Genomic DNA, 17121 nt, shown 5'->3' with positions numbered 1-17121 from the left:
AATGTTCTTCCTCTCTTGCGGGCACATAAACCATCCCAATGTGATATACAAAGAAAAGGATCAAAGAATGAGGAATACCTCATTTTGATCCGTCATTGAATCCTTATCCTGTTATAGAGCTAGCCTCACACCGTAACAGCACGGAGTGCGTTATCTATTTTATGCAAATAGTTCTGTGTTTCCTTCGGCAGCAAATGAAGCTTCGCCATCAAATCTTCCTCGGTCTGAATACCAAGTCGTGCTAGACGATTCGGCCCGCCATTGTAAGCTGCAAGCGCTAGCTTCTCTTGTCCATCAAATCGACGCAGTTGATAACTGAGATACCGTGTACCTCCATCAATGTTTTGCGCAGGATCAAATGAATTGCTAACCCCAAGACCGCGAGCTGTTGCATCCATTAATTGCATGAGCCCCTTCGCTCCAGCGGAAGACACCGTATCTGGATTAAAGGAAGACTCCACCTTAATAACCGCCTTAATCAAGGCCTCACTAATGCCATACTTCTGGCTGGCCTGACGGATAAGACCATCATATTCCGTTGTGATCGTAGGCTGCTGCGATTTCCAATCACTCATTCCGCTCATTCCATCCGCAGAAATCGATGATGCCTGATCCCATGACGGACTTAAATTAGCTAATGTGTTCAAACTCAGGTTCGAAGTCGAGGAAGTCGCGGGAATACCCTCAGAATTCATCAACAGCTGCTCCAGCATTGCACCGAAGTCATTACTTGAACCCTGCGGTACCGTAGTACTCTCTAATGCCGTACCTGTCAAATCAATATTGTTCATCACTTGCATCTGAATCATTTGCTTCATCAAGCGCGGATCGATTTGCATCATTTCTCCCCATTCTTATTGATATGAGTTCAATAAAGACAACATTGCTATTATTGTACACTTTTTCGATGGCTAGAACCACTATTTTTCGACATAAAATAACCCACAACGTGGAGATTTGACTTTGAAGCACAACCAAGTACATTGCAGGGGACCCCAGACATAAAAATGATATGCTCATAAAAAAACAACGAGGCGATTTATTATGTCGCCTCGTTGCTCTTATTACCGTATAAAGAATGCAAATACAAAAAATGCAATCCCACCAAGAATCATCGACCAACTACCTAAGCCACGCTGACCTTGCTGATAAGCATAAAAGCCAAGGATACCAGCCGTTGGTCCCATAATGACAGGCCAGAAAAATAATGAAGCGATCGCAAACACAAGAGCAATCCAGCCCAAGCTCACCCCTGCGCCTGCATCTGCATCTTCACGAGCAGTACGGCCCATATCATCCTTCTCGACCCAAGCGCCTGGTGCAACTTCCGCACTGTATTCTTCCCTGTCTTCTACGCGTCCGCGATGTTCGTCCTTCACATGGTGAGATCCGTTACGTTTCTTCTTCACTTGGATCCACCCTCTTTGTGCTTGAACGTGTGGCAGCATGTGACGGATGAGGTAGGCGCTTTCTCAGGCGATTTCGAACCGAAGTCCGCAGCGAATTCGGCATCATATTGAGCTTGTGCATTCGCATCAATGTCAATGATGATGGATTGTGCATGACATTTGTTCCCTGCAGCCCAGTAACTGCAGTTCGCAACACTACAATTTACAATTGGTTTGGTTATTGTCATCATTTATCACCCCAATTACAAGTTACCCTGCATTGCGGTGCACTAAACAAGTAAATATTAGAGGTCTTTCAAAAAATCGACTGAACGATTTTAGACGTTCACATTAAACTTTCTGGTTCTGCATCCGACGTTGTGTCAAATAATCACTCTCATAATAAGTAAGGTCTTCGCGTAACTCCTCGTACACCTTGCTAAGCTCCAAAATAATCTCCCGTGCCAATCGAATAGGCTTCTTGCTGAATCGAATAGCATCTTGACCTGTATAAGCATACCGTCCGTCTTCCGAATAGCATTCATTCTTCGGATAATAGAAGCTATTCACGCAGCGATGATAAACGTCATATAAAGCTTTCTCGCCAAAATCGACATCAAATGTCGCACGTCTAAGCGCTACACCGAGCGCTTCATAAGATACTTCGGAGAATACAAGCAAATGCCGCATGTCAGACAAATATCCTTGGTAGAATTCGGTCATTTCTTGGTCTTCTTCCGCTAATTTCGCAAGTGAATACTCATTCAAGAAGCTCTCCATCTGCTTAATCACAAGCTTTAATTTATCTCTTGTTGATTCACAAAGTTGCTTCACATTGGCTGCTGACATATATGGCTCCCCCTTAGCAAATGTTCCAACTAAATCCTACCATAAATCATTTCGAAACGGTACTCTTTTCCTGTCGAATAAAATGACCTCCAGAGTCTCAATCTAAGACGAGAGTTTATTATTCAGGACAACGGAGGGATTACTTATGCGGCGAGGCCTTATCGCCTTCTTATTCGTGATCGGAATCGGGGTGCTACTATACCCCATCATAACATCTAATAACTCGACACCCAAAGGGCCGCAGCCGACTCCACAAGCTGCACCAGCTGCACCTCGCGCTACTGCCCTGCAAGAGAAGAACATAAAGCAGATGGTAGTACAAAATGACGTACAGTTAACCGAAAAGATGTGCAAAATCGATTGCAACCATCATCTTCATCAAATGCTTCAAGACCTGGAACAAGCCTCTCCCGCACAAATAAAATCCTATGCTGCGAAATTGCAGAAAGACCATCAGCATATGGCTTACCTCGTCTGGGTGAACAACGAAGAGCATCGTGAGTATGGAAAATTGTCAGAAACCCTGCAACCGGAAGCTAAGGCTCAATTGGAACAGGAAATCCAGAAGGCCAAACAAAAAGTCAAGCAGCGTGAATCTTATGAAGCGTCACCAACCCTGAAAGGGGGTCATAAATACCTCGTTCTCGGTGTTCCTTCCAAAACCAATGAGAGCCACGGTATTGTCGCTGCCATCAATCAAGAAATATTAAACACGGTTAATAAGCATCAGCGCCGTAATCTTCGTCTGATCCCTTATCCGCATGATCAAAAGTACCGGGTGAAGACAGTCGATACGGATGATGGGAAAAGAAAACGGGTCACCCAAGGCGAGCAAAACGGCGATACGAGCCACTACTATACGAATGAGATCGTCGTTCGCTTCAGACACCAGCCAACAGAAAAGCAGCTGGCGCAAATGAAAAAAGATATCCATAGCAGCTATGTTCGGCATGCGGGCTATGCATTCATTTTCCGCTCCAAGTATATGTCAGCGGAGGAATTAGAGAATTACTTCAAGAAATGGGACCCCGTGTATATCGAGCCGCATTTCCTCTACATGACCAATGATGTCGCTGTAACACCAACAAACGGAGGCGAAGAGCAGCCGAATGATTCGCTCTACAAAGAGTACCAATGGAACTTGCCTATCATTGATACGAACAAGGGCTGGGGGCTATCGAAGGGTAATAACCAAGTTATTGTCGCAGTGGTGGATACAGGGGTAGATATTAACCATCCTGACCTGAAAGGCCAACTGCTCAAAGGCTATAACGCCATTGATCCTGGCTCTGACCCTATGGATGATGTTGGTCATGGCACTCATGTTGCCGGGATTATCGCCGCCAAAGTCAATAACCGTGAAGGGATCGCTGGTATGTCTTGGTATAACAAGATTCTGCCGGTCAAAGTACTCGATAATTCTGGTGCAGGAACAACCTATTCTGTAGCGCAAGGCATCATTTGGGCAACCGATCATGGCGCGAAAGTCATTAACCTCAGCCTTGGCAACTATGCTCAAGCCAATTTCTTGCATGATGCGATTAAATATGCTTATGACAAAGATGTCGTCGTCATCGCCGCTACAGGGAATGATAATACAGATCAACCTGGTTATCCAGCTGCTTATCCCGAGGTATTCGCCGTCTCTGCGACGAATAAATCGAAGCATCGCGCTTCCTTCTCGAATTATGGTGATTATGTCGATGTCGTTGCTCCAGGTGAAAATATTGCGAGTACATTCCCGAATAACCAGTATGCGGCGCTTTCCGGTACATCAATGGCCTGCCCGCATGTCTCAGCACTCGCAGCGCTCATTCGTTCTGCGAACCCGACGCTTAAAAATACAGAAGTCATGGATTTGATGCGGAAGAGCGTTATCGATCTGGGGCCTGCTGGTAAAGATATTGATTTTGGTTATGGTCAAATTGATGTGGTCAAAGCATTACAAGCCGCTGATCAACAAAGCCATACACTCAATTTCTTCCCTTATTCCGTCAAAAAATCAATGGATTCGGCGGAGGCAAAATATATTCATAAATAAAGCCGTAAATGAAATAAAACCCGCAAAACACGATAGCCGTGTCTTGCGGGTTTTATTTAGCGTGGAAAGCTCGCCATAAGCCGGGTTCTGTACTCACCGTGGTACGACGGGAGCTACCCTCCCACTTGTGAGTGACAATCATCTATCTAGACCGTACATTACTGCACGGTTCCAGCGACCAACCCAGACGCGCCTCGGGCTAAGGCTGCAACCTCGAAAGCTGCCAGCGTCTCATTAGGTCTTGCTCCAGATGGGGTTTACCAGGAACGAAGTCACCAGCGTTCCTCGTGGTCTCTTACACCACGGTTCCACCCTTGCCTGATCCGCTTGCGCGGCCATCGGCGGTCCATTTCTGTGGCACTATCCTTCAACTCGCGTTGACTGGACGTTATCCAGCATCCTGCCCTATGGAGCCCGGACTTTCCTCTCGTGAATAAATCACCAGCGATTGTCTGTCAAACTTTCCGACAACATACGTTAGTATACTCGCATTTCCGTCAAAGCACAACCTCAAACTCCTTACAATCCTTGCTTATTATGGAACGCGTGGCAATCTTCGTTTATACGAACTGGAATGGCTCTGTATTCAGCTCTGATGCGAATACGCTCGTCGCATATTTATTCTCATCCATTTTCTTCTGTAGCATAGCAGCCACAGCAGGCTTGACAATTTTCTCGACGTTATGGCCTGGATCAATAATCGCAATTCCTGCAGCAATTGCATCATGCGCCGTGTGATAATCGATATCGCCCGTTACGAGTACATCAGCACCGCGGAACAGCGCATGCTTCACATAACGGGAACCGGAACCGCCTAAGACAGCAACCTTCTTAATTTCTCGATTGAGATCGCCCACCACACGTACTTGCGGAACATCGAAACGCTCTTTCACCCGAGCCACTAATGCATCAAGTGTTATAGCTTGATCCAGCTTCCCTACGCGACCTAACCCAAAGCTGCGACCTTTCAGATCCATCCGATAGAGATCATAAGCGACTTCTTCATATGGATGCGCCTTAAGCATCGCTTGAATCACTTTACGCTGAATACTTTGCGGTACAATCGTCTCAATCCGCATCTCTGGTACTCGCTCCATTACACCTTCACTACCGATATAGGGGTTCGTACCTGCGAGCGGTACAAATGTGCCTGTCCCTTGGCTATTGAAGCTGCAATGACTGTAATTCCCGATATGACCGGCCCCTGCATCCAATACTGCACGAAGCACTTTTTCATAGTCCGTCTCTGGCACGAATACGACAAGTTTGAACAACTGATCATTATGAATTTCCTCTAGACAAGTGCAATGCTGGAGCTCCAACGCATCTGCCATCAAGTCATTCACGCCGCCTTCCGCGGTATCCAAATTCGTATGTGCAATATAAACCGCGATGTCGTGTTTGATGAGCTTCTCATACAGCTTGCCCATAGGTGAATCCGTAGTCAGCTGCGCAATGGGACGATAGATAATGGCATGGTGTGCAATAATTAAATCTACGCCTTTAGCAATCGCCTCATCTACCACTTCCTCCGTAACATCCAGCGCGACGAGAATGTTACGGATTTCCTTGTTCAAGGTACCGAGTTGAAGACCAATTTTATCGCCTTCCACCGCATAATGCTTAGGTGCGAATTGCTCCATATATTGAATTACGGTCTGTCCTTTTGCATACATTGCAGTACCTCCTCAATCTGCTTCACAAGCGCTCCAAAGGCCTGCTCCTTCTCTTTTGCTTCCGGTGCCTGCGATTGCTGCATGGTCTGAATGATCCGCTCGAATTTGTTCTTCTCCGATGACCATTTGCTTGCGAATGCGTCGTTCCGCTGCGCTAGCAAGTATGGGCCCATCCAAATCAATTGTTCCCGAGATACAGCAATACCGAATGACTCCAACGGATTATTCGCATAGAGTGCCTCATTCTCCTCATCCGCCTCTTCATGACGAATCGCTACAAGGACTTCATAGAATTTGCCATCCTCTTCAAGGAGATGTTCGTCGATTAACAACCAATTTTCTTGCAAGAGCCATGTTCGTACGGTATCTTCACCAACATTCGGTTGAAGTACAAGCCGCTGAACGCCTTGCAACTTGGAAGGATCCGCTGATAAGATTTTTACGATCAGGCTGCCGCCCATTCCAGCGATTGTAATGACATCGACCTCGCCTGGCTGGATTACCGCAAGACCATCTCCACCCCGCACATCAATGAATGCTTCCAACTTCTCTTCACGCACTTGTTTCCTTGCAGCTTCCAGTGGCCCATCATTCACTTCGCCAGCAATCGCATGAACCGCTTGTCCATTCTGGACCAAATAGCAAGGCAGCAGCGCATGATCCGAACCGATATCCGCAATACGTGAACCTTTGGGTACTTGTCTTGCTATCGTCGTTAATCGTTCTGATAATTTAATAAGTTTCGTCATCTTATACAACCCACACAATCCATTTTTTTCGTAATGTGAACAACAGTGCTGCTCCAACCAAAATTTTGACGAATAACGCAAACTGAGTTAATCCTAATAACGCTTGATCATATAGCATCTGGTGCAATTCTGGAACGAACCACAATAATGCGCCAACCAGGAAAAGAACCGCTGATCCCGCCTTGTTCTTATGGTGTACGTACCAACTTAACCAGAGCATCACGCCTGAAATTGGGAGCCAGAATAGCTCCATTTCATACCAGGTTGGGTCCGGCATTGAGCGTGTAAGGAATGCACCGTAAATCAATAAAAGTCCTGCCCATCCGCAAAAATGAAGCAGTGGAACCCGCAAAAATATTCCAATCAACAGCCAGGTTATACTGCAGCCAATGACAAGCGACACAACACTTAATTCAGTATCCAACTGGTGCCAGCGGAGCAATAGCATCCCCACCGTAATCATTGTCAAACTTCCAATTCCTATCAACATAAGCCCAATTGTCTGATTCTTACGCTTAATCTTCGCTCCAATTCCATAACAACAGGTGATAAAAAGGATCCCCGTGAAAATTTGCATTGCCGGATGAAATCCTTTAAAATGAAGTACAACAAAACAAATCAAGGAAAAAATAGCAATTCCAAGCAAACATTGTTTCCAGCTCCATTGCAGAACACGTTCGGCTCGGAACCAGGAAGACTTCGAAGCACTTCCATTTGATTGTTCATCGGGATGGTCTTGATATAGATTCAATAGAAAATCGCAATATTGGTCAGGCAATAATCGGCTTTCACGCCAATGATGAATTTCACGTACAATGATTTTGCGTTTATCCAGTTTATCTGCTGTCATGGCTCTTTAACCTCTCCCTTATGTGAGAACCGCAGTCGATTGGAGATCCATAATTGCTTCCTTTTTAACAAAAAGACCTACTGCAAACCGCAGAAGGTCCGAACAATGCGCTTTATTCAAGAAAATCTTTAAGACGTTTACTGCGGCTTGGATGACGCAGTTTACGGAGTGCCTTCGCTTCAATCTGACGAATCCGCTCACGTGTTACGCCGAATACTTTACCAACCTCTTCTAACGTTCTTGTCCGACCGTCATCTAATCCGAAACGTAAACGTAGAACGTTCTCCTCACGCTCGGTTAACGTATCAAGAACATCTTCCAATTGTTCCTTAAGCAATTCATATGCTGCAGCATCTGCCGGAGCTAATGCCTCTTGGTCCTCAATGAAATCACCTAAATGTGAATCATCTTCTTCTCCGATTGGTGTCTCGAGTGAGACAGGCTCTTGAGCAATCTTCATAATCTCACGAACTTTATCGGTACTGAGTTCCATCTCAGCTGCAATTTCTTCTGGTGTCGGTTCGCGTCCTAACTCTTGGAGTAATTGACGGGAAACCCGAATCAATTTGTTAATGGTCTCAACCATATGGACAGGAATACGAATCGTTCTGGCTTGGTCTGCAATCGCACGTGTAATCGCTTGACGAATCCACCAAGTTGCATACGTACTGAACTTAAATCCTTTGCCATGGTCGAACTTCTCAACGGCTTTAATTAGACCCATATTGCCCTCTTGAATCAAATCTAGGAACAACATGCCGCGGCCCACATAACGCTTCGCAATACTTACAACGAGACGTAAGTTCGCTTCAGCCAATCTCCGCTTCGCCTCTTCGTCACCATTCTCAATTCGAATCGCGAGTTCAACTTCATCGTCTGCGGATAAGAGTGGTACACGACCTATCTCTTTCAAGTACATCCGAACAGGATCGTTGATCTTAATACCCGGTGGGAGTGTTAAATCATCATCGAAATTAAATTCATCATGTTCTTGATCACGTTCCCGATCATCGGATCCTCGCATGCTCATATCTTCGTCGTTCTCATTGTTAACCTCAATACCATGGTCAGCAAGCTGCTCGAAAAATTCATCCATTTGCTCCGGATCTTGGTCAAACGGTGATAGCTTCTCCATAATATCTTTGTAACTAAGGGTGGATCTCTTCTTACCAATTTCAATGAGTTGTTCTTTCACTTGGTCTAATGTCAATTCTGTTTCTAGTTCAGTATGTTGATCATTCGCCATAATTCGACTCCCTCCTCCCTAGAAACTGCGTTGGTGCATCATTTCAGGTCTCTCTCTAGGGTTATAATCTCAATTCCAAGCTGTGCAGCACGCGAAGAATCACCAGCACGCACCGCCTCTAACACTTCTTCCTTCTTCCGTTTAATTTCAAGCTGCTTGGGTACCTTATGAATTTCCCGAATATAATCATCAAGCACTTGAGTATTAAAGTCCATCGGGACTTCCATCATGGAGATCGATATTGCAATCTTCTCCAATCGGTCATCTGACAAAGAAGCAATAAAGCGGCTAATGTCTGGTTCTTTACCTTGCGCATAGTATGCATATAGATAAGCAGCAAGCGCTGCATGATCCTCTACGTTAAATTCATATCCGAGACGTTCTTCTACATAACGAGTCACATCCAAATCCTGCAGCATCATTGCGAGCATTGTACGCTCTGCATTATGGTAAGCTGGCAGTAAGTTTGGTGGTTCTGTTACTCGTTTTTCATTCATAACATTATTCCACCAATTGTCGTTATTATCCCCAACTGGTTTCTTTTTTTGCAAGGCAATTCGAAATTCATTACATTCCTGCTTGAGTGTCTCATAATCAAAGATTGGAAACTGTATTGCAAGATCTTTCAAATACACTTCACGTTCCGTCGGCGATTGCAACTCCGCGATCAATTTGGTCGCTTCACGCACATACCGCTGTTTTCCACCGTCTTCTAGCAGTATATGGCTTTTTTTCAGATATATAAGCTTAAATTTCGTTGGAGCAACAGCTGATTCAATAATTTGGTGACGGAACCGTTCTTTCCCATGTGTTTTTATGTATTCATCAGGATCCATTCGATCAGGAAGAATAGCGACAGATACGCGAAAATCCGCTTGTTCGAGCATCGGAATGGCTTTCATTGCCGCTGCTTGTCCAGCATCATCGCCGTCATAGCAAATGACGATTTCTTCTGCCTGCGTCTTCAACTGATTTAAATGTTCGGTTGTTAATGCCGTCCCCATGGTAGCTATTCCGTTCGTTACGCCAGCATCCCAGGATTGAATAACATCCGCATATCCTTCGAATAGCACAATTTGATTCTGTTTGCGGATCGAAGATTTCGCTTGATTCAAATTGTACAACACACGGCTTTTGTTAAAAAGCATCGTTTCTGGTGAATTCAAATATTTAGGCTGACTATCATTCATGATCCTTCCAGCGAAAGCGATAACCTTGCCATTGCGGTCCCAAATCGGAAACATGATGCGGTCTCGGAACCGGTCCACATACCCGGAACCATCGGATCGAAGTGACAATAGGCCGCCCTTCTCCATCTCCGAGAGGTCAAATCCTCTCTTCGTCAGGAATTGAGACAATGTATCCCAACGATTCGGTGCGTAACCAATTTGAAATTGATCAATCAGTTTATCCGTAAATCCACGGCCTCGCAGATACTCCATTGCGGGCTGACCATGATCCGAATTCTTAAGCAGAAAATGATATAACATTGCAGTCAAATCATGGGCCTTGAGCAAATCGTCGCGACGCTGATTGCGCGGAGAGTGTTCCATCTGCGCGTTCCATTGAACGGGAATATTCGCATCTTCAGCGAGCATTCGAACTGCTTCAGGAAATGAATATCCTTCAATTTCCATGATGAACTTGATTGCATTCCCACCCTTACCGCAACCATAACAATGGAAAATCTGCTTCTCCGGTGTAACGGTAAATGACGGGGTTTTCTCGGAATGAAAAGGACAGAGTCCTTTCATATACTTCCCTTGCTTCGATAGATGAACATATTTGCCGACGGTATCGACGATATCATGATGCCGCAGCACCGTCTCAATAACGTCCTCCGGAATGTTGCCATTACCGGTACTCATCACAACCACCTTCATCCGTACGTAGTATTTATTCGCTATTCCAACAAATTCTCCTGCAAGTTCTTTAAAACTTTTGTCAGTTTGTGTTGAAAAGTTTGTCGATCCTCATCTGTAAAAGGTTTGGGACCTTTGCTATGCTTGCCGCTTCGACGTTGTTTGGCTTGCGTATGCCTGCGGTCTAGCAGGAAATCAATCGTCTCATCCGTATATTGCTGACCGCGTGTTGATAGAACAATCGCTCGTTTGGCAAGACCGATGGTCGCCAGACCAAAATCCTGTGTAACGAGAATATCCTGCGCTTGAATCCGATTGGCAATATAGAGATCAACAGATTGATCGGATCGATCCACTTGCACAATTTCAACACCTTCTGAAGGCTGTAGTCGATGATCAAATGAGGCAACCATCAAGACGGGAACCGAGAATTGTCTGGATGCTTGAATAATTTCCTGCTTCACAGGGCATGCATCTGCATCCACTACGATTCGATACGATGTCATTACGATGTAAGACCACCCGATTCATTTTGAATAATATGAAGAAAGAGAACTTATATTCTCCTCCCCCATATTATATACGATAGAGAATTAAAAAATCCTGCTCGCTCGCTTAACTTAACTTTAAGCCCACACAATTTTGGAGAAATCTGCAAACAATTTCAGATCTTCCGCAATGGCATGGAGCTGTGCCAATCGATTCGCACGAACATCAGCATCCTCAGCCATCACCATTACTTTATCGAAATAAGCTGTAATGGCATCCTGCAATCCGCTAAGTTGTTCAAGTGCAGCCGCCATATCTCCAGCTTGCAACGCTTCATGATATTTGGCATGAACCGCTTGATGTTGATTGAACAAGTCATGCTCAACCGATTCTACAAATTTAGATGCATTAATCTCGAGGGAGTCTGCCTTGGACGCCAAATTGGATACGCGATTGAAGGATTCAACCGTTACTTTAAAATCAGATTGCTCCGATACGATCTTCATCAATTGCGTTCCACGCGCAACAACAGATACGAGATGATCGAACCCACTTGCCATGACCGCGTCTACGACATCGTAACGTACTTTGTCTGTGAACACGTTCTTCACGCGAAGCGCAAAGAAATCACATAAGTCTATACGTATTTCATCACGTTTTCGTTTCAACAATTGTGCAGAACCATGAATATCCATCGCCATGTCGAACAATTCCGTAAGATTGATCGGCAGCTTGTGATCAAGAATGATCTGTACAATACCTGCAGCTTGACGACGGAGTGCGTATGGGTCCGCTGATCCTGTAGGAATAATACCAATGGAGAAGCAGCCAACGATCGTGTCCATTTTATCCGCGATACTCACGATAGCCCCAATTAGTGAAGCCGGAGAATGATCTCCCGAGAAACGTGGTTGATAATGTTCGTTAATGGCAGTTGCAACTTGTACAGACTCTCCCGCTTTACGTGCATAATCTTCGCCCATTACGCCTTGCAGTTCAGGGAATTCATAGACCATTTGCGTCACAAGATCGAACTTGCAAATATCTGCTGTGCGGCTAACAAGCTTCGAAGTATCCGCATCTGCTTGCATACGTGCAGCAAGTTCATCCGAAATCGCACGAATCCGACGAACCTTATCACCAACAGTACCTAGTTCCTCATGGAATACGATGGTTTCCAATTTCGCAAGTGCATCTGCAATCGGGAAGTTCTGATCTTCATCATAAAAGAATTTCGCGTCAGACAGTCGTGCACGCAATACCTTCTCATTCCCTTTTGCTACCGTATCAATCGCATGGCGATTCCCGTTACGAACAGTAACAAAGAACGGCAGCAATTGTCCGGATGCATCAAGCACTGGGAAATAACGTTGATGTTCACGCATCGATGTAATTAGCACCTCTTGTGGAATTTCCAGGAAGGAAGGATCGAACGTACCGAACAAGACATTCGGATATTCAACGAGGAATAAGACTTCCTCTAGCAGATCTTCCTTGATCGCAATCTTCCATTGCTTCTCGTCAGCGAGTGCATTGATTTGAGCCAAGATTAATTGCTCGCGTTCTGCAAGATCTGCAACGACGAACTGCTCACGCAATTTCGCTACATATTCCGTTGGTTCCGACACGACCGTCTCTTGACCTAAGAAGCGATGTCCTCGCGTTACATCGCTCGCAGCAACACCACAAATCTCTAACGGGATAATGTCTGTTCCGAACAATGCAACCATCCAACGAATTGGACGAACGAATTTAAAATCATAAGCGCCCCAGCGCATATTTTTCGGGAAGTTCATGGATGAAATACAGTGCATGAGCCCTTCCGATAGAACCGAAGCCGTCTCTACACCCGCGCTGCTTTTATTTGCATAAATATATTCAACGCCGCTAAGCTCTTTGAAGTAAAATTGCTCAGGATCAACGCCTTGACTGCGCGCAAACCCTAATGCCGCTTTACTCCAATTGCCGCTATCGTCCAGTGCAATTTTACGCGAAGGGCCTTTCACTTCTTCGTTAATGTCCTGTTGTTTCTCAGCCACTTGATGGATGAGTACCGCAATACGTCTTGGTGTCGCATAGGCTTCAACTTGCCCGAATTCAATTCTTGCCTCAGCTAGCCATTTCATGACACGATCTTTCAATTGATCCATACTACTCCGAAGGAAACGAGCCGGAACTTCTTCCATACCGATTTCGAGTAATAAATCTCTAGTCATTCTACACATCTCCTTTCTTAAGCATTGGGAAGCCTAGCTTCTCACGCTCTGCCAGATACGTCGCAGCAATTTGACGAGATAGGTTACGAACACGTGTAATGTAGCCGGTACGTTCCGTTACGCTGATCGCCCCACGCGCATCAAGCAAGTTGAATGTATGGGAACATTTCAATACATAATCATAAGCCGGGAACACGAGATTCTGATCCATCGTCTTACGCGCTTCTTCCTCATAGGTATTGAACAGTTGGAACAGCATTGGAACATCGGAAGTCTCGAAAGTATATTTGGAATGCTCGTATTCAGGCTGTAAGAATACATCTCCATATGTAATCCCATCAACCCATTCCAATTCGAACACATTCTCTTTTGCTTGAATATAAGACGCAAGACGTTCTAGACCATACGTAATCTCAACGGCAACCGGATTCGTCTCGATACCGCCAACTTGTTGGAAGTATGTGAATTGGGTTACTTCCATCCCATCGAGCCATACTTCCCAGCCCAATCCCCAAGCGCCAAGACCTGGATGCTCCCAGTTATCTTCGACGAACCGAATGTCATGTTCAAGTGGATCTACACCAAGACGTTTCAAGCTCTCAAGATATAGCTCTTGAATATTGTCCGGTGAAGGCTTCATAATGACCTGGAATTGATGATGCTGATAGAGACGGTTCGGGTTCTCTCCATAACGTCCGTCTGCTGGACGACGAGAAGGTTCAACATAAGCAACGTTCCATGGTTCAGGACCAATGCTGCGCAAGAATGTCATTGGATTCAGCGTTCCGGCACCTTTCTCTACATCGTAAGGTTGAACTACGACACATTTTTGTTCGGCCCAGAAGTTTTGCAGGGTCAGAATAATCTGTTGAAAATTCATTTTCCATACTCCTTTTCTTCTCTTTAATGGTTTCTGTACAACAAAAAACTCTCATCTCTATGCCTGTTGTACAGACATAGGGACGAGAGTATATTTTCCCGCGGTTCCACCCTACTTGATCAAGAAACTTGATCCGCTTTTCCTAACATGTGGTTTCGCTCGGAGTGCCCTTCATTCGCATCATTGGACCGGGCTCCCACCACCCCCGACTCGCTTACCTCAACCTCAACGAACTACTCTTTCCGACCACTTATAAAGGTTTTTCAAAAAGTCATCTTTTGATCACGAAGTGTTTCAAGCAGCAGATTCGACATCGAATCTTGCGTTCATCCTCGAAGTTCGGTACTCATTTAGGTTTTGCCTAAACTCCGTTCCTCCTTCTTCAGATTCACGCAACCTTCTCGGCGCTGAAAAGTCGACTTTTTGAACACGCACTTATACTTAAAAATACATAACTTGATTTATTATAGCGCTAAATATTGTATTTGTCCATCTGATCCAGAAAGTTCTGTGATTTGAGATGAAGTCCCATATGAATATCCATAAACGTGCGCATACATTGCTTCATCTGTGCCTTCGTCTCGGGTTTGACCGTAATATTGCCGAGCCGTCGCATATCCATCCGATCGAATAATCGAAGCAATTTAAGCGTGCCTTCCGATATTATGATCGCTGCGGGGTCACGATTCTTGCAATGAATACATAATGTTCCCCCTAGCCGACTACTGAATAGCATGGGAGCATCATCACGCCCACACGAGACACAAGTCTGGAGCTCGGGATGGTACCCTGCTGCCTGCAGCATCTTCATCTCGAATAAGTGCGTCGTGATTTGCGGATCTTTGCCTTGTTCAAGCGCAGTTAGACAAGCGCTCAATTGTTCGAATAAAAATGCTCCGATTTCCCCTGCCTCGAGCCCGCGGTCCAGCAATTCGGCGACGTACGACGCATATGCAGTCAAATGAAGCTGCTCACGCAGAACATGGTGAGATTCTAGAATCTCACCTTGATTCAAAGTCCCGAGCTGCCCGGTCTTAAAATACACGAATTCCCCGTAAGTGAACAACTGCGTTATTGCGGCATGCCGGCTTTTCACTTTCTTCGCGCCGCGCACAAGAATGCCAACTTTGCCATTTGTCTTCGTACAGAGTGTGATGATTTTGTTCCCCTCACCGTAGTCCATGCTGCGGATGACAATGCCCTCCACCCTGTATAGCATGTAATAGCCCCCATGATCGCTCAATTCACCACCTAGAGGAGCACGTTATTCAACGACTTCATCTAGATTGATTTCTTCTAATTCCTCTTGTTCTGCTTCGATGTGTTGATTATTTACTTGGTTATACAGCAAATACGCATCGACATCCCCCGTCATTGCAAAATACTTCCACGAAAAATCTCGCATTCGTATTCATCCTTTCTGTTCGGAAGTGACTATGCTCTCCTTCATAGGATGTACGAAACACGGGGAACTATCCTGCAAAAAGACGGGAGATATGACTCCTAATCTTGGAATATTATCGATTCATTATGCGTCGTGACGGAAGCCCAGATCCTTCAGGATTCGCTCCTGATTCCGCCAGTCTTTTTTCACTTTAACCCATAATTCCAAGAAAATCCGTGATCCAAGCAAATTCTCAATGTCTTTACGCGCTTGTTTGCCAACTTCTTTGAGGAGCGCCCCTTGCTTCCCGATGACAATTCCCTTCTGCGAATCGCGCTCAACGTAAATAACCGCCATAATATTCACCACGCCATTTTCCTGCACCTTCATATCCTCAATGGCTACAGCGATGGAATGTGGAATTTCTTCGCGTGTCAAATGCAGAATCTTCTCGCGAATCAATTCTGCGCAGACGAATTGCTCCGGGTGATCTGTGATTTGATCATCTGGGTAATACTGTGGCCCTTCCGGCAAATATTTCGACACCTGTTCAAGTAATGTATTCACGTTATTCCCATTCTTCGCAGAGATCGGCACGATTTCTGCAAATGGATATAAATCCTTATAAGCAACAATAATCGGCAGCAGCGCTTCCGGTTGGACTTGGTCGATTTTATTCATCACAAGGAATACCGGTGTCTTAATGCGCTTCAGTTGCTCGATAATATAGCGATCCCCACCACCAAGACCTTCTGCAACATCAACCAAGAACAGAACGGCTTCAACTTCATTCAGTGTGTTCAACGCAACGGTGTTCATATAGTCGCCAAGCTTGGATTGACGTTTGTGAATACCCGGTGTATCCAAGAAGACGATTTGATTATCGCTCGATGTATAGACCCCGTGAATTTTGTTCCGAGTTGTCTGCGGTTTATCGGACATGATCGCAATTTTCTGTCCAATCACTTGGTTCATTAAGGTTGATTTACCAACGTTCGGCCGTCCGATAATCGCGACGAAACCGGATTTAAATTGTTTTGACTTTTGCATGGATGTACTCCAATCCGTATTTTAAATTATGAATGATCTAAGCTTCGTGAATCGAACGCTCCCGGTAATAAATCGCCTACGGTTGTCTGCGTCCAATCCCCTTTAATATTCCCCATAAATACGGGCATCTCACGACCGCACAGTTCTACTAATACCTGGCGGCATATACCGCATGGCGTAATCGGAGTGTCCGTATCGCCAATCACTGCAATCGCTTGAAAGCTGCCAGGCTGATTCCCATCCGCAATCGCTCTGAACAGAGCTGTCCGTTCCGCACAGTTCGTAGGTCCGTAAGCTGCATTTTCTACATTACAGCCTAGATGTATTTTTCCTTGACTATCGAGCAGTGCGGCCCCCACTTGAAACTTCGAATAGGGTGCATAGGCTTGCAATCGCGCGAAAGCCGCTTGTTCCAATAATTTTGACCCATCTACATGCATC

General features: G+C 45.3%; 17 protein-coding genes and 1 other RNA gene. 1 reads left to right on the top strand and 17 read right to left on the bottom strand.

The window, feature by feature from the left end; genetic code table 11:
- Positions 1-125: 125 nt before the first annotated feature.
- The 4 genes from AC3WU2_RS01425 to AC3WU2_RS01410 form a co-directional block, all read right to left on the bottom strand.
- Positions 126-839 (bottom strand): lytic transglycosylase domain-containing protein, encoded by a 714-nt coding sequence (locus AC3WU2_RS01425; RefSeq protein ID WP_492452146.1) that lies wholly within the window; start codon positions 837-839, stop codon positions 126-128.
- A gap of 225 nt (positions 840-1064) precedes the next feature.
- Positions 1065-1409 (bottom strand): hypothetical protein, encoded by a 345-nt coding sequence (locus tag AC3WU2_RS01420; protein WP_492450648.1) that lies wholly within the window; start codon positions 1407-1409, stop codon positions 1065-1067.
- Positions 1406-1639: a DUF1540 domain-containing protein gene (locus AC3WU2_RS01415; protein ID WP_492450646.1), complete on the bottom strand. Its 234-nt coding sequence runs from the start codon at positions 1637-1639 to the stop codon at positions 1406-1408. The genes AC3WU2_RS01420 and AC3WU2_RS01415 overlap by 4 nt, the downstream gene beginning before the upstream one ends.
- A 100-nt stretch (positions 1640-1739) precedes the next feature.
- Entirely contained in the window at positions 1740-2237 is a 498-nt protein-coding gene (locus AC3WU2_RS01410; RefSeq protein ID WP_018756718.1) for a YpuI family protein, read from the bottom strand.
- A gap of 145 nt (positions 2238-2382) precedes the next feature.
- Here AC3WU2_RS01410 and AC3WU2_RS01405 point away from each other — a divergent pair, with 145 nt between their 5' ends.
- On the top strand, positions 2383-4278 hold the full coding sequence (locus AC3WU2_RS01405; RefSeq protein ID WP_492450644.1) for a S8 family peptidase: 1896 nt from the start codon (positions 2383-2385) through the stop codon (positions 4276-4278).
- 61 nt (positions 4279-4339) lie between these two features.
- Here AC3WU2_RS01405 and rnpB read toward each other — a convergent pair.
- The 13 genes from rnpB to cdd all read right to left on the bottom strand — a co-directional run bounded on the left by rnpB (position 4340) and on the right by cdd (position 17120).
- Positions 4340-4742, bottom strand: an RNA gene (rnpB, locus tag AC3WU2_RS01400) — RNase P RNA component class A.
- A gap of 96 nt (positions 4743-4838) precedes the next feature.
- Positions 4839-5954, bottom strand: a complete 1116-nt coding sequence (locus AC3WU2_RS01395) for a Nif3-like dinuclear metal center hexameric protein (RefSeq protein ID WP_492450642.1) — start codon at positions 5952-5954, stop codon at positions 4839-4841.
- The gene (locus AC3WU2_RS01390) at positions 5930-6703 is read right to left on the bottom strand and encodes a tRNA (adenine(22)-N(1))-methyltransferase (RefSeq protein WP_492450639.1); all 774 of its coding nucleotides are present in this window, start codon (positions 6701-6703) and stop codon (positions 5930-5932) included. The genes AC3WU2_RS01395 and AC3WU2_RS01390 overlap by 25 nt, the downstream gene beginning before the upstream one ends.
- A gap of 1 nt (position 6704) precedes the next feature.
- Positions 6705-7553, bottom strand: a complete 849-nt coding sequence (locus AC3WU2_RS01385) for a hypothetical protein (protein ID WP_492450637.1) — start codon at positions 7551-7553, stop codon at positions 6705-6707.
- Positions 7554-7665: 112 nt separating this feature from the next.
- Entirely contained in the window at positions 7666-8799 is a 1134-nt protein-coding gene (gene rpoD / locus AC3WU2_RS01380) for an RNA polymerase sigma factor RpoD (protein WP_018756723.1), read from the bottom strand.
- A gap of 38 nt (positions 8800-8837) precedes the next feature.
- Positions 8838-10667: a DNA primase gene (gene dnaG, locus AC3WU2_RS01375; RefSeq protein WP_492450635.1), complete on the bottom strand. Its 1830-nt coding sequence runs from the start codon at positions 10665-10667 to the stop codon at positions 8838-8840.
- Positions 10668-10702: 35 nt separating this feature from the next.
- Positions 10703-11167 carry a YaiI/YqxD family protein gene (locus AC3WU2_RS01370; protein ID WP_492450633.1) on the bottom strand — a complete coding sequence of 155 codons (465 nt, stop codon included), beginning with the start codon at positions 11165-11167 and terminating at the stop codon, positions 10703-10705.
- Positions 11168-11287: 120 nt separating this feature from the next.
- Positions 11288-13366, bottom strand: coding sequence for a glycine--tRNA ligase subunit beta (glyS, locus tag AC3WU2_RS01365; protein ID WP_492450631.1), 2079 nt, complete (start codon positions 13364-13366; stop codon positions 11288-11290).
- A 1-nt stretch (position 13367) separates the two neighbouring features.
- The gene (gene glyQ / locus AC3WU2_RS01360; protein ID WP_018756727.1) at positions 13368-14246 is read right to left on the bottom strand and encodes a glycine--tRNA ligase subunit alpha; all 879 of its coding nucleotides are present in this window, start codon (positions 14244-14246) and stop codon (positions 13368-13370) included.
- Between the two features lie 472 nt (positions 14247-14718).
- Positions 14719-15465 (bottom strand): DNA repair protein RecO, encoded by a 747-nt coding sequence (recO, locus tag AC3WU2_RS01355; RefSeq protein ID WP_492450629.1) that lies wholly within the window; start codon positions 15463-15465, stop codon positions 14719-14721.
- Positions 15466-15510: 45 nt separating this feature from the next.
- Entirely contained in the window at positions 15511-15651 is a 141-nt protein-coding gene (locus AC3WU2_RS01350; protein ID WP_018756729.1) for a YqzL family protein, read from the bottom strand.
- Positions 15652-15774: 123 nt separating this feature from the next.
- Positions 15775-16680 carry a GTPase Era gene (era, locus tag AC3WU2_RS01345; RefSeq protein WP_379342578.1) on the bottom strand — a complete coding sequence of 302 codons (906 nt, stop codon included), beginning with the start codon at positions 16678-16680 and terminating at the stop codon, positions 15775-15777.
- Between the two features lie 26 nt (positions 16681-16706).
- Complete coding sequence (gene cdd / locus AC3WU2_RS01340) at positions 16707-17120, bottom strand: cytidine deaminase (RefSeq protein WP_492452144.1); 414 nt, start codon at positions 17118-17120, stop codon at positions 16707-16709.
- Position 17121 lies beyond the last annotated feature (1 nt).

The organism is Paenibacillus sp. EB106-05-06-XG162 (assembly GCF_058791655.1).
Note: the sequence above shows the minus strand (reverse complement) of the source record. Positions and strands in the feature narration are given on the sequence as shown.